9 protein-coding genes are annotated in these 13,843 nt (G+C 65.4%); 7 read left to right on the top strand and 2 right to left on the bottom strand.

The window, feature by feature from the left end; translation table 11 throughout:
• Positions 1–17 precede the first annotated feature (17 nt).
• From AC5PZ0_RS01460 to AC5PZ0_RS01430, 7 genes are all read left to right on the top strand, one after another.
• The gene (locus tag AC5PZ0_RS01460; RefSeq protein ID WP_493854150.1) at positions 18–1,322 is read left to right on the top strand and encodes a di-heme oxidoreductase family protein; all 1,305 of its coding nucleotides are present in this window, start codon (positions 18–20) and stop codon (positions 1,320–1,322) included.
• Positions 1,323–1,390: 68 nt separating this feature from the next.
• On the top strand, positions 1,391–1,906 hold the full coding sequence (locus AC5PZ0_RS01455) for a sigma-70 family RNA polymerase sigma factor (protein WP_238214948.1): 516 nt from the start codon (positions 1,391–1,393) through the stop codon (positions 1,904–1,906).
• Entirely contained in the window at positions 1,903–2,865 is a 963-nt protein-coding gene (locus AC5PZ0_RS01450) for a FecR domain-containing protein (RefSeq protein WP_265967968.1), read from the top strand. The genes AC5PZ0_RS01455 and AC5PZ0_RS01450 overlap by 4 nt, the downstream gene beginning before the upstream one ends.
• 91 nt (positions 2,866–2,956) lie before the next feature.
• Positions 2,957–5,437, top strand: coding sequence for a TonB-dependent siderophore receptor (locus AC5PZ0_RS01445; RefSeq protein ID WP_493854149.1), 2,481 nt, complete (start codon positions 2,957–2,959; stop codon positions 5,435–5,437).
• 372 nt (positions 5,438–5,809) lie between these two features.
• Positions 5,810–8,740: an aminotransferase gene (locus AC5PZ0_RS01440; RefSeq protein WP_493854148.1), complete on the top strand. Its 2,931-nt coding sequence runs from the start codon at positions 5,810–5,812 to the stop codon at positions 8,738–8,740.
• Between the two features lie 195 nt (positions 8,741–8,935).
• Positions 8,936–9,841 (top strand): LysR family transcriptional regulator, encoded by a 906-nt coding sequence (locus tag AC5PZ0_RS01435; RefSeq protein ID WP_099428736.1) that lies wholly within the window; start codon positions 8,936–8,938, stop codon positions 9,839–9,841.
• Positions 9,842–9,899: 58 nt separating this feature from the next.
• A complete protein-coding gene (locus AC5PZ0_RS01430) occupies positions 9,900–10,376 on the top strand; it encodes an ester cyclase (RefSeq protein WP_027592844.1) in 477 nt (158 codons plus the stop codon).
• 15 nt (positions 10,377–10,391) lie between these two features.
• On the opposite strand, the gene AC5PZ0_RS01425 is transcribed toward AC5PZ0_RS01430, so the two are convergent.
• Together AC5PZ0_RS01425 and AC5PZ0_RS01420 are read right to left on the bottom strand one after the other, a co-directional pair.
• A complete protein-coding gene (locus tag AC5PZ0_RS01425) occupies positions 10,392–11,084 on the bottom strand; it encodes a response regulator (RefSeq protein WP_027592845.1) in 693 nt (230 codons plus the stop codon).
• Positions 11,081–13,735 (bottom strand): DUF4118 domain-containing protein, encoded by a 2,655-nt coding sequence (locus AC5PZ0_RS01420; RefSeq protein ID WP_493854147.1) that lies wholly within the window; start codon positions 13,733–13,735, stop codon positions 11,081–11,083. The genes AC5PZ0_RS01425 and AC5PZ0_RS01420 overlap by 4 nt, the downstream gene beginning before the upstream one ends.
• Positions 13,736–13,843: the final 108 nt, after the last annotated feature.

Below are 13,843 nucleotides of genomic sequence, written 5' to 3'. Positions count from 1 at the left end.
GCGCCGCTTGGTTAACGATGGGTGTGCTGACTAGCCTGCTCGCCAGCGCCGAGACCACGCACACGGCGGCCAACCGTGAAGCCTACGCCCAACCGTTCAGCGGGCTGGACGAAGGCCAACTGGAACGTTTCTTCCGCGGGCGCAGCCTGTTCCGCCAGGCCTGGGTGGTTGCACCGTCCCGAGACGAGGCGGTGGATGGCCTTGGGCCGCTGTACAACCGGGTGTCGTGCATCGCCTGCCACCCCAAGAACGGCCGTGGCCAGGCGCCTGAACACGGGCAGCCGATGCGCAGCATGTTGCTGCGCTTGGCCCTGCCAGGGCACGACGGCCATGGCGGGCCAAAGCCGCACCCCATATACGGCGATCAGCTGAACGACCAGGGTGTGCCTGGCGTGCCGGGTGAAGGGCGCGCCCATGTGCACTGGGAGGAGCAGGCGGTGTCGCTGGGCGATGGCGAAACCGTCATGCTGCGCAAGCCGCGTGTCGAGCTGCGTGAGCTGGCTTATGGGCCATTGGACGCGGTGTTAACGTCGGCACGCGTGGGTTCGCCAGTCATTGGCCTTGGTTTGCTGGAGGCTATCGATGAGCGCACCCTGCACGCCATGGCCTCCGAAGCTAAACCAGACGGCGTGACGGGGCAGGTCAATCAGGTGTGGAGTGTCGAGCGACAACGCACCGAGGCAGGCCGCTTTGGCCTCAAGGCCAATCAGCCGGACCTGCGCCAACAGATCGCCCACGCCATGCTAGGTGATCTTGGCATCACCTCCCCGCTCGCCCCGGTGCAGAACTGCACGCCCACTCAACAGGCCTGTGCCCACGCAGCGCACGGCGGCGAGCCGGAGCTGGACGCCCTGCAACTCGGCGACCTGCATTTCTACCTCGCTCACCTGGCCGTACCGGCCCGTCGACAACAGGGCGAACCTGCGGTCATTGAGGGCGAAAAACTGTTCGCTGCCAGTGGCTGCACCGCCTGTCACCGCCCCGAGCTGATCACCGGCACACACCCGCTTTATCCCGCCCTGACACAGCAACGCATCGCGCCGTATACCGACCTGTTACTGCACGACATGGGCCCCGGCCTGGCCGATGGCCGTGAAGACTATCTCGCCAACGGCCGGCAGTGGCGCACGGCGGCGCTGTGGGGGCTTGGCCTGAGCGAGCGGATTACCCCCGGCAGCGGCTATCTGCACGACGGCCGAGCGCGCACCCTGGAAGAAGCGATTGTCTGGCATGGCGGTGAAGCAGAAGTGGCCCGGCAGCGCTATGCGGCGCTGGGCAAGGGCGAGCGGCAGGCGATACGTGCGTTTCTTGAATCTTTGTAGCGCTTGCAAAAAAACCACAGCCCGCACGACAATAAGATTCATTACCACTCGCGAACCATTCCATCACCATGCCCGCCAACGATCTATCCCTGCGTAGCGCCGTCAATGATCTGTACTGCGAACATCACGGCTGGCTCAATGGCTGGCTGCGCAAACGCCTGGGCAATGCGTTCGATGCCGCCGACCTGACGCAGGACACCTTCGTGCGGGTGATCAAGGCACGCAGTGCGCTGGATATTCGCGAGCCACGCCCCTACCTGTCGCGAATCGCCAAAGGCCTGCTGATCGATCTGTTCCGACGGCGCTCACTGGAGCAGGCCTACCTGGAGGCCTTGGCTAGCCTGCCGGAGGCGTTGCAGCCTTCGCTGGAGGAACAGGCGATCCTGTTGCAGGCACTGGTAGAAATCGACCGCCTGCTGCAAGGGCTTGGCCCGAAGGTGAAGCAGGTGTTCATGCTGTCGCAGTTCGACGGCCTGACCTACCCGCAGATTGCCGAGCACATGAACATCAGCGTGCGCAGCGTCAACAACTACATGGCCAAAGCCATGGAGCATTGCTGTTTGATGCAGTTGCAACTGGCATGAGCCTGTCGCCCGCCGAGTTGAACGCCATCAGTGTCGCCGCGCGCTGGTACGCGCGGCTGCACTCGGGCATCGCCACCGACGCCGACCGCAGCGCCTGGAACGACTGGCTGGTTGCCGACCCGGCCCACCGTCAGGCCTGGCAACGCATGGCCGCCGTGGGCGAGCAGATGACCCGCGTGCCCGGCGCCCTGGCGGCCCCTGCCTTGCGCGGCGCCGAGCGCTCTCGGCGCCAGCTGTTGCGCAGTGTCGTGATACTGGTGCCGGCCACTTCGCTGGGCTGGCTGGGTTGGCGCAGCGACACCTCGCAGCAGCTGCTGGCCGACTACCGCACCGCTGTGGGTGAACGCCGCGCGTTTCGCTTGCCCGATGGCGGCTCGCTGCTGCTGAACACCGACACGTCGGTGAACCTCAAGTACGACGGCCAGCAACGGGTGCTGGAACTGTTGCGCGGCGAAATTCTGGTGACCACGGCGGCCGACCCCGCGCAACGGCCGTTCATTGTGCGCACCCGGCATGGCCAGGTACGGGCGCTGGGCACGCGTTTTCTGGTTCGCTCCCAAGCCTTGGAGGGTGACGTGGCCGTGCTCGAGAAGGCGGTGGAAGTGAGGGCATCCAGCGGTGCTTTGGCAGTGCGTGTTGAAGCTGGGCAATCCATTGCGTTTTCTGACCGTTCGGTGGGGGCAATACGGCGCAATGACGCCTCTGTAGGGGCCTGGCAACAAGGCAGCATCATCGCCCTGGATCGCCCCTTGGGTGAACTGCTGGTGGACCTGTCGCGCTATCGCACCGGGGTGCTGCGCTGTGATCCCCGCATTGCCCAGCTGAAGGTTTCTGGCGCGTTCCCCATCGATGACACCGACCGGGCATTGGCTGCACTGGAGACCGGGTTTGCGCTGCGCGTCACGCGCTACAGCCGTTTTTGGGTCACCGTATCGCCGCCCCCTCCCCCAGCGGGCTGAAAAAACTTTCGCGGGTTTTGCACTTTTCTTACACGACGTTCGGCTCATCCCCCAAAGGGTTCTATTGATCGTTTTCAGGGGGAGGATTGGTATGTCTGCTGTGTTCAAGCGTGGTCGTCTGGCGACTGCAATAAATGTCGGGCTGTTGACGGCAACCACCGCCGGTGCCTGGCCCATGACGACGTATGCAGCGCCGCAGCCGACGCAGCAAAGTGCCGTCCGGTCGTACAATATTGCGGGGGGCAGCCTGACTGAAGTCCTCAGCCGCTTCGCCAGTGCGGCGGGCGCTGCGATTTCGTTCGATGCCCGGCAAACAGACGGTTTGCAGAGCCCCGGCCTGAAAGGTGCGTTCGGTGTCAGCGAGGGCTTTACCCAGATACTGGCAGGCAGCGGCCTGCAGGCCGAGCCGCGGTCAAACGGCACTTATGTGCTGCAGGCGGTGCCGTCGTCGGGCTCGGCGCTGGAGCTGGGGGCCACCAACATCACCAGCCAGGTGCTGGGTGCAACCACTGAGAACAGCGGCTCGTACACCACGGGCGCGGTGACCATCGGCAAGGGCGAGCACTCGCTCAAGGAGACGCCGCAATCGGTCACGGTGATGACGCGCAAGATGATGGACGACCAGAACCTGTACACCATCGATCAGGTCATGGAAAAGACGCCCGGCATCACCGTGTACGACTCGACCATGGGCGGCAAATACTTCTATTCGCGCGGGTTCCGCATGTCGGGCCAGTACCAGTACGACGGTGTGCCGCTGGACATGGGCAACCTCTATGTCCAGGCCGACAGCTTCAGCAGTGACATGGCCTACTACGACCGGGTCGAAGTGTTGCGCGGCGCAGCCGGCATGATGAAAGGGTCGGGCGGTACCGCTGGCGGGGTGAACTTCGTGCGCAAGCGTGGCCTGGCGGCGGCGCATACCGACATCACCCTGTCCGGGGGCAGTTGGGACAACTACCGCGGGCAGCTCGACACCGGTGGGCCGATGAACGCAGCCGGCACCTTGCGTGGCCGGGCAGTCGTGGCGGAGCAGAGCCGGCATTACTCGGTCGACGATGCCAACCGCAAGGACCAGGTGTACTACGGCGCCCTCGACTTCGATGTCAGCCCCGACACGACTTTGGGCCTAGGCGTTGCCTACGAGGACGTGGATGCCAACCCCTGCTGGGGCGGCCTGCCGCGCTACCGGGACCGCAGCGATCTGAACCTCAGCCGCTCGACCTGCCTCGACCCTTCGTGGAATACCTGGCGCAGCCAGCGCACCACGGTGTTCACCGACCTCACCCACCAGCTCGACGAAGACTGGAAGCTCAAGGTGGCGAGCGTTTATACAAAGAACACCCAGGACATCAAGTACGCCTTCGCCTCCGGTGCGGTGACGCCTGGCATTGATACCACTGGCATGCTGGGCAGTATGTATGACTATGACCAGGTCGATTACGGCCTGGATGCCTATGTGGATGGCAAGTTTGATGCCTTCGGCCAGCAACATGAACTGGTGCTGGGCATGAACGCCAGCCGCTCGAAGAAAGATGACTTCTACTCGGTGGCGTTCCTTGCGCAACGGCAGAATGTGTTCAACCCCGACAAGTTCATCCCTGAGCCAGATGACAGCTACTTCATCGAGCACTCGTCGCGCGGTGGCCCGGTCAAGTCCGTGACCACACAAAAAGGCCTCTACTCGACCCTGCGCCTGAAACTGGCCGACCCGTTGACCCTGGTGATGGGGGGCCGGGTGAGTTGGTATAACGCCGAGACCGATACCGTCTTCATCGACACCGCCACGCCGCCGCAGCACTCCAACGCCCGCGAGACCGGGCAGGTCACACCCTTTGCCGGCGTGCTGCTGGACCTGAACGAAAACCTGACGGCCTACGCCAGCTACTCGGACATCTTCACCCCGCAAGGCAGCTACCGGGACGAACAAGGTTCGGCGCTCAAACCGCTGGTGGGCCAGAGCTATGAACTGGGGATCAAGGGGGCCTGGTTCGACGGGCGTTTGAACGGCGCCTTCAACCTGTTCCGCACCATTCAGAAGGACCAGGCGCAGACCGACTACAACTCGTCGTGCCCCTCCTCGGATGGCTACTGCTATGTCAACGCTGGCAAGGTCCGCGCCCAGGGTTTCGAGGCCGAGATCAGCGGCGAAGTCATCGAGCGCCTGCAATTGCTGGCGGGCTACACCTACACCCAGACCAAGACCCTCGACGATATCGACACCAGCCTGAACGGCGCGGCGTTCAACAGCTATGTGCCTCGGCACGTGCTGCGCCTGTGGGGCGAGTACGCACTCGGTGGCGCTTTTGAGCGGTTCAGCCTGGGTGCCGGGGTGAATGCGCAGAGCGATAACTTCCGGGTTTCGCCTGCCAGTGGCGAGAAGATCAGCCAGGCGGGGTATGCGGTTTGGAATGGCCGGATCGGTTACCGGATCGACGATACCTGGTCGGTGGCGGTTAACGGCAACAACCTGTTCGACAAGCGTTATTACGCCAGTATCGGGACGGAGACGTTTGGTAATTATTATGGGGAGCCGCGTAATTTCATGGTGTCGGTCAAGGCCAGTTTTTGATGTGAGGGTGGGTGGCGGTAGATTGAGATAGGGCCGCCAGGTGCATGGCGATGGATTTGCAGCGCCTGTCAGATCGAGCGCCGCCCGCGCGGCGCTTCGCAGCACAAGGCTGCTCCTACATTTTTGGGGCCAATTATTCCTGAGGCGGTCGCGCGCAGATATCACAGGCCTCACTGGCCTGAAACAGATGTAGGAGCAGCCTTGTGCTGCGAAGCGCCGCGCGGGCGGCGCTCGATCTCATAGGCGCCGCAAAACTCAAGACATGCACCCACACCCAACCATCAAAAATTCTGACAACAATCGTCTTCCATCATCAGCCAAAACGGGCATAAATTCTTTACCGTCAACCCCCAGCACCAACGGTAGAGCCCAATGCCCAGCCACCACCAAACGCCCGCCTCCCCTGCCCTGGACATCCTGATCCAGCGCTCCGCCCTGCCCAGCCCTGCGCTCAGCGAGGCCCAGGCACACGCCTTGCTGAAGGCACACTACGGCCTGGCGGGCAGCCTGTCATCGCTGGGCAGCCAGCAAGACTTGAACTTCCGCGTGGATGCCGCCCAGGGCCGTTTCGTGCTCAAGGCCTGCCACGGCAGCTATGCCCAGGTCGAACTGGAGGCCCAGCATGCCGCGCTGGCGTACCTGCGCGAACAGGGCTTGCCGGTACCCGCAGTGCGCCCGGCGCAAAACGGGCAGGCATTGCTGGCCCTGGACATCGACGGGCAACCGCTGCGGGTGCGCCTGCTCGACTACATCGACGGCCAACCGCTGACCCGCCTCAAGCACATGGCGCCGCGCCTGATTGCCGAGCTGGGCGGGCTCTGCGCGAAAGTGGATCAAGCCTTGGCCGAATTTGACCACCCTGGCTTGAACCGTACCCTGCAATGGGACCCGCAGCACGCGCAGGCGTTGATCCAGCACCTGCTGCCGGTGCTGCAAAACGCCGGGCAACGCGCCCGTGTCGAGCAAACCACTCAACTGGCTGCCGAGCGCCTGGCGCCGCTGGTGGAGCAGTTGCCAAGCCAAGCCGTGCACCTGGACATCACCGATGACAACGCCGTGTGGGCCCGCGATGACGAGCGCCAGTGGCAGGTGCAGGGCGTCATCGATTTTGGCGACCTGCTGCGTACCTGGCGCATTGCCGACCTCTCGGTGACCTGCGCGGCACTGCTGCACCATGCCGAAGGCGACCCACTGCGCATTCTGCCGGCGGTGCGGGCCTACCAGGCCCTCAACCCGCTGAGCGAAGCCGAACTGCGTGCCCTGTGGCCGCTGGTGCTCAACCGCGCCGCGGTATTGGTGCTGAGCAGCGAGCAACAGCTGGCTGTAGACCCGGGCAATCAGTACATCCGCAACAACATCGCGCACGAATGGGAGATTTTCGACACCGCAACTGCCGTGCCTTTCGCGCTGATGGAGGCGGCTATTCTGCAGGCGGCCGGTGTTCAACCCAGCCGGCCCGACCTGGCCAGTTGCGCGCCCCTGCTGCCTGAACGGGTCGGCCAGCCGGTGGCTCGCCTCGACCTGGGCGTGCTCAGCCCGCACTGCGAAGCAGGCAACTGGGAACAGCCAGGCTTCGACCAGCGCCTGCTGGCTGCACAACCGGCCCCGGCGTGCACGCTGCATGGCCAGTACCGTCTGTCACAAACCCATATCGACCGCGCTGAAGAACCTGCCACCTGCGCGCTGGGTGTCGAATTGCATGTGCCCAACGCCAGCACCGTGCAGGCGCCGCAGGCCGGTACCTGGCAGCGCCATGGCGATGGCCGCGGCTGCCTGCGCACACCCCACTGGAGCCTGTGGCTAGGTGGCCTGGAGGATGCTCCGGCAGATGGGCAGGCCCTGGCAAAAGGTCAAAAATTGGGCAGCAGCGGTGGCTTGCTCAGCATTCAGCTGTGCCTGGATAACGACGCCCGCCCGCCGTTTTTCGCCACCCCCTCCCAGGCCGCTGCCTGGCTGGCGCTGTGCCCGTCGCCTGCCGCGCTGCTGGGCTTTGATTGCGACGCCGAACCGCTGCCCGATGCACAGGCGCTGCTGGCACGTCGTGATGCCAGCTTCGCCCGTTCGCAAAAGCACTACTACGCGCAACCGCCCCATATCGAACGCGGCTGGCGCAATTACTTGATCGACATGCAGGGCCGGTCTTACCTGGACATGCTCAACAACGTGGCCGTGCTTGGCCACGGGCACCCACGCATGGTGGCGGAATCGGCGCGGCAATGGTCGCTGCTGAACACCAACTCGCGCTTCCACTACGCGGCCATCGCCGAGTTCTCCGAACGCCTGCTGAAGCTGGCGCCAGCAGGCTTCGACCGGGTGTTCCTGGTCAACAGCGGCACCGAGGCCAACGACCTGGCCATTCGCCTGGCCTGGGCCTACAGCGGCGGGCGCGACCTGCTCAGCGTGCTGGAGGCCTACCACGGCTGGTCGGTGGCTACAGACGCCATTTCCACCTCTATCGCCGACAACCCGCAAGCCCTGGAAACCCGGCCAGACTGGGTGCACCCGGTCGAGGCACCGAACACCTTCCGTGGGCGCTTCCGTGGAGCCGACAGCGCCGCCGACTACCTGCGCGACGTCGACGCCAAGCTGGCCGACCTGGATGCCCGTGGCCGCCAACTGGCCGGCTTCATCTGCGAGCCGGTGTACGGCAACGCCGGGGGCATCTCGCTGCCAGCGGGCTACCTGCAGGACGCCTACGCCAAGGTGCGCGCCCGCGGTGGCGTGTGCATCGCCGACGAGGTGCAGGTGGGTTATGGCCGACTGGGCGAGTACTTCTGGGGCTTCGAGGAGCAAGGGGTGGTGCCCGACATCATCACCATGGCCAAGGGCATGGGCAACGGCCAGCCGCTGGGGGTAGTGATCACCCGGCGCGAAATCGCCGAGGCACTGGAGGCGCAGGGTTACTTCTTCTCATCGGCGGGGGGCAGCCCGGTCAGTTGCCGCATCGGCATGGCGGTGCTGGACGTGATGCAAGAGGAAGGGCTGTGGGACAACGCCCGCGACACCGGCCGCTACTTCAAGGCGCGCTTGCAGGCGCTGGTCGACAAGCACCCGCTCGCAGGTGCGGCGCATGGCTCGGGCTTCTACCTGGGGCTTGAGTTGGTGCGCGACCGGCAGACGCTGGAGCCGGCGACCGAGGAGACCTTGCTGCTGTGCGACCGCTTGCGTGACCTGGGCATCTTCATGCAGCCGACCGGCGACTACCTGAACATCCTCAAGATCAAACCACCGATGTGCACCACACTGGCGAGCGTGGACTACTTTGTCGACAGCGTGGACCGTATCCTGTCGGAAGATCTGTAACCTGCCCGAGAGGGATTGTTATAGGCTGTGAGGCCAGTGCCTTCGCACTATCCCGATCCCCTGTAGGAGCAGCCTTGTGCTGCGAAGAGGCCATAGGACCGCACAGTGAATCTTGCTGCTGTCACCGGCCTCTTCGCAGCACAAGGCTGCTCCTACACGCTACGCGGCTCAACCGATCAATCAGGTTTTCTGACAATGGCCTTCACCAGCGACTCACTTGCAGTTTTTCTGGCCGTACTGGAGGCAGGGTCGTTTTCCGCAGCAGCGCGCAAGCTGGGCCGCGTGCCTTCTGCCGTGAGCATGGCCATCGCCCAGCTGGAAGCCGAGCTGGACATGGCCCTGTTCGACCGGGCCACGCGCAAAGCCTTGCCAACCAGCGCCGCCTTGGCCCTCGAACCCCAGGCCCGGCAGGTGATCTGCCAGCTCAACCTGCTCGACGCCCAGGCCCTGCAACTGCACAAGGGGCTGGAAAAGCGCCTGACCATCGCCATGGCCCCAGAGCTGCAAACCGGCCGCTGGAGCCAACCGCTGGAAACCCTCGCGCAAGAATTCCCAAGCCTTGAGATCGAAGTGCGTTCGGCCACACAAGCCGAAGCGATTCGTTTGCTGCATGACGGCAGCGTGCAGCTGGCGCTGGTTTTCGAACGGCCCGGCATCGATGAGCGTGAGTCGTTTCTTGAAGCCGGCAGCCAGTTGCTGGTCGCCGTCGCGTCCCCCCGCCACCCCGCCGGGCGCAACAGCGGCACGCCACTGCCCGAAGAAGCCTTCGCCGAGCAACGGCAAATCATCGTGGCCTCCGGCAAAGCCACCGGCTCCGACCCGCGCATGGTGTTGTCGCGGCGCATCTGGCTGACCGACAGTTATCTGGCTACGCTGGATCTGGTGCAATCCGGCCTGGGGTGGGCCTACCTGCCGCAGCCGCTGGTCGAACCGTTGATTGCCTCGGGCGCCTTGGCCGAGGTGCGCTTCGACAACATGGCCAGCCGCTTACGGCTGTGGGTCGACATCATCTGGGTCAAACCGCGGCCACTGGGCCTGGGCGCGCGGCGCTACCTGGAAGTCGTACGGCAACTGTTCGAAAAGGAGCCGCCAAGGGCCTGACCACGCGCAATGGCCGTCCGGCCGACAACCCGCGGGCACGCCCGCAAGCGAGGCAAACATGCGTCCTTTGATTAGAGCGTTCTACCTGCTGTCGCTGTTCACCTTCGCCAGCCTCGCCCAGGCGGCCGAAACCCCCAGGCAGATCGTCGACGCCTACATGGCAGCCTGGAACGCCCATGACGCCGAAAAGGCCGCCAGCTACCTGGCCAAGGACGCCGAGTACTTCGACGTCACCGTCGGCACCCCGCAAAAGGGCCGCGAAGCCGCACGCGACAACGTGATCAAGGTGTTCGTGGGCGCCGTGCCAGACCTCAAATGGAAGATCAACGGCACGCCGATCGTCGACAAAGACGGCATCGCCTTCCAGTGGACCTTCAGCGGCACCAACACTGGCGCCTGGGACGCGCAAACGCCCGCCACCCACAAAGCACTGTCGTTCGATGGGGTGAGCTATGTGAAGGTCAAAGACGGCAAGATCATCTACCAAGGGGACTACTACGACGCCCTGGGCTTGCACAAGCAGTTAGGGTGGTAACAGCGGCCGGCATCATCAGGCGGGCGCGACCAACCGGTAGCCGACGCCCGCCTCGGTGATGATGAAACGCGGCGCCATGGGGTCATCCCCGAGTTTTTGCCGCAGGTGCCCGACCACGATCCGCAGGTAGTGGGTATCGTCCACATGGGTCGGCCCCCAAATGTCCTTGAGCAACTGCTGCTGGGTAATCACCCGGCCCGGGTGCCCGGCCAGCTGGGCCAGCAACGCATACTCCTTGCGGGTCAGCGCCACCTCGACGCCTTCCAGGGTCACGCGGCGGAAGGCAAAGTCCACGGTCAACGGCCCAAAACTGGCCGCCACCTCGCCCCCGCCGGCCTGCGGCACCTGGCGCAGCAAGGCGCGCACCCGCGCCAGAAATTCCTGAATACCAAACGGCTTGGTCACGTAGTCATTCGCGCCGCCGTCCAGCGCATCGACCTTCTGCACCTCACTGGCCCGCACCGACAGCACCAGCACCGGCACTGCGCTCCACTCACGCAGTTCGCGCAGCACTTGCTGGCCGTCCATGTCCGGCAGGCCGAGGTCGAGCACCACCAGGTCGGGCTTGCCCAAGGCAGCCTGCGCCAGGCCCTCGCTGCCGGTGGCGGCCTCGATCACCTTGTAGCCCTGGGACGTCAGGCTGATGCGCAAAAACTTGCGGATCTGCGGTTCGTCGTCGATGACCAGGAGGGTGGCGGACTGGCTCATGGGGCTTCGCTTTCGGCTTCAGGTTGAGGGGGCAGCGGCAAGCATAAAGTGATGCCGGTGCCCTGGCCATCGATCCCTTCACCCACCAGGATCTGCCCGCCATGGGCGCCGATCATGCCCTGGCAGATCGCCAGGCCCAGGCCAGTGCCCTGCCCGCCCCGGTCACCGCGGGCGGCGGTGTAGAACATGTCGAAAATCTTCTCCCGCTCGGCCACAGGAATGCCTGGGCCCTGGTCGCTGACGGCAATGCGCAGTTGTTCGCCCTGCACCGACACCTGCAGTTCCAGCCGACCCTGGGCCGGCGAGAAGCGTGCAGCGTTCTCCAGCACGTTGACCAAGGCCTGCTCGATCAGCGCCGCATGCACGAACAGCAACGGCAGCTCGGCCGGCACATCGGTGTGCACGCGCAGGGGCGCAAGCACCACCCGCAGGCGGTTCAGCGCACTGCCGACGATGTCTGCGGGGGCCACCCAGTCGCGGGCCAGCTTGAGGCCGCCATGGCCCAGGCGGGTCATGTCGAGCAGGTTCTGGATGTAGCGGTCCAGGCGCTCGGCCTCGTTGCGGGTGCCTTCCAGCAGCTCGCGGCGGTCGTCCTCGGGGATCGCCTCGCCCAGCGCCAGCAAGCTGTCAATGCTGCCGCGCATGGCGGTCAAGGGCGTGCGCAGGTCGTGGGAGACCGAGGCTAACAAGGCGCTGCGCAGTTGCTCGGTTTCGCCATGCAGGCGCGCCGCTTCCAATTGTTCGGCCAGGCGGGCGCGGGCCAGGGCTTGGGCCAGGGGTTGGCCGAGGGCCATGAGCAGGCGCCGGCGCTGGGCGCTGAGCGGGTCGCCAGAGCGCGGGCGCACGCCGAGCAAGGCCAGCGGGTGGTCATCGACCGCCAGCGGCCACCACCACCAGCGGCCATTGGGCAAGGTGTCGCTGCCATGGCCCGCCGCCTGCCCGTGCTGCCAGGCCCACTCGGCGGCGGCGCGCTCGTTGTCGCTGAGGCCGTGGGCCTCGCCGCTGGCCAGGTGCAGCTGGCCTTCGGGGTTACGTTCGAGCAGGCAGACTTGCACATCCTGCCAGCCGTCAAGGTGTTGGCCGGCGGCGTTGAACACCGCTTGGCGGTCGGCGGCAACGGTCAGGCGGCGGGATAAATCAAGCAACTGGTTGGTCTGCGCCTGCGTCTCGCGCAGCGCCTGCAACTGGCGGCGCTGGCGAGCCGCAAGGTTGCCGGTGAGGGCCGCCATCAGCAGGAAGAACACCAGGGTGAGCACGTCTTCTTCGCGCTGGATGCTGAACGAGAAATTGGGCGGGATGAACAGGAAGTCGTAGGTCAGAAACGACAGGGCAGCACAGGCCAAGGCCGGCCCCAGGCTGCTGCGCACCGCTACCAGCAGCACGGCGGCAAGGAACACCAGGGAGATATTGGGCAGCGCCAGCACGCTGGACACGGCCCACGACAAACCGGCCGCCAGCAGCGTGGCAACCAGGGCCAGCAGGTAGTGCCGCCACACCCATACCCGTTGCACGGCCGCACTGGCCCGGGGCGGCTGGGCATCGCGGTCGAGCACGTTGATCTCCAGGCCGTGGCTTTCGCGCAGCAGCCGCGCCGCTACACCGGCGCCGAAGAAGCGACGGCGCAGGCGATCACGCGACTGCCCCACCAGCACCAGGCTGGCACGCCGCTCGCCGGCATGCTGGATCAGCGTGCGCGCCACTTCACCAGCGCGCAGCAGCACCACTTCGCCGCCCAGGCGCTCAGCCAGTTGCTGCGCGGCTTGCAGGCGTTGGCGTGCGGCTTCGTCGCGCAACTTACCGTTGTCGACATGCACCAGGCTCCAGGGCAGGTGCCGGCGTTGCGCTACGCGGCTGGCGTGGCGCACCAGGCGTTCGGCCTGGTCGTCGTCATCGATGCCCACCAGCAGGCGCCCGCGCAGGGCCGGAGCCTCCTGCCCGCGCTGGCGGTAGCCGTGGGCCAGGTCGGCGTCGACCTGGGCGGCGGCGGTCTGCATGGCCAGCTCGCGCAATGCGGTGAGGTTGGTCTGGGAGAAATAGGCATCGATCGCAGCCCGCGCCTGCTCGGGCACGTACACCTTGCCTTCGCGCAAGCGCTCCAGCAATTCGCGCGGTGGCAGGTCGATCAAGACCAATTCGAACGCTTCCTGCAGTACCCAGTCCGGCAGGGTTTCGCGCACCTGCACGCCGGTGATATCGCGGACCTTGTCGTTGAGGCTTTCCAGGTGCTGGACGTTGACCGTGGTGTACACGTCGATGCCGGCGGCGAGCAGTTCCTGAACGTCCTGCCAGCGCTTGGCGTGGCGGCTGCCGGGGGCGTTGGTGTGGGCCAGTTCGTCGACCAGGGCCAACGCAGGTGCGGCCTTGAGCAGGCCGTCGAGGTCCATTTCCTCAAGGGTGACGCCGCGGTACTCGCTGCGCAGCAGGGGCTGCTGGGGCAGGCCACCAAGCAGCGACTCGGTTTCGGCGCGGCCATGGGTTTCGACGACCCCGGCCAGCAGGTGTACGCCCTGGCGTTGCTGGCTGTGGGCGGCTTGCAGCATGGCGTAGGTCTTGCCCACACCCGGTGCGGCGCCGAGGAATACCTTGAGCCTGCCGCGGCCTTCGCGCGGGAGGTTGGCCAACAGCGCGTCTGCGCGGGCGGAATCACTCATGTTTCATCCTTCGATTGTGCGGCGATCGGTGAATCTGGGCCTGCTCTGCAGGCCTTCGCGGGCAAGCCCGCTCCTACAGGTACCGCGCCACATTCTGCAGCTGCGCTA

The sequence above is a fragment of the Pseudomonas sp. 5.2 genome, assembly GCF_059025405.1.
Note: the sequence above shows the minus strand (reverse complement) of the source record. Positions and strands in the feature narration are given on the sequence as shown.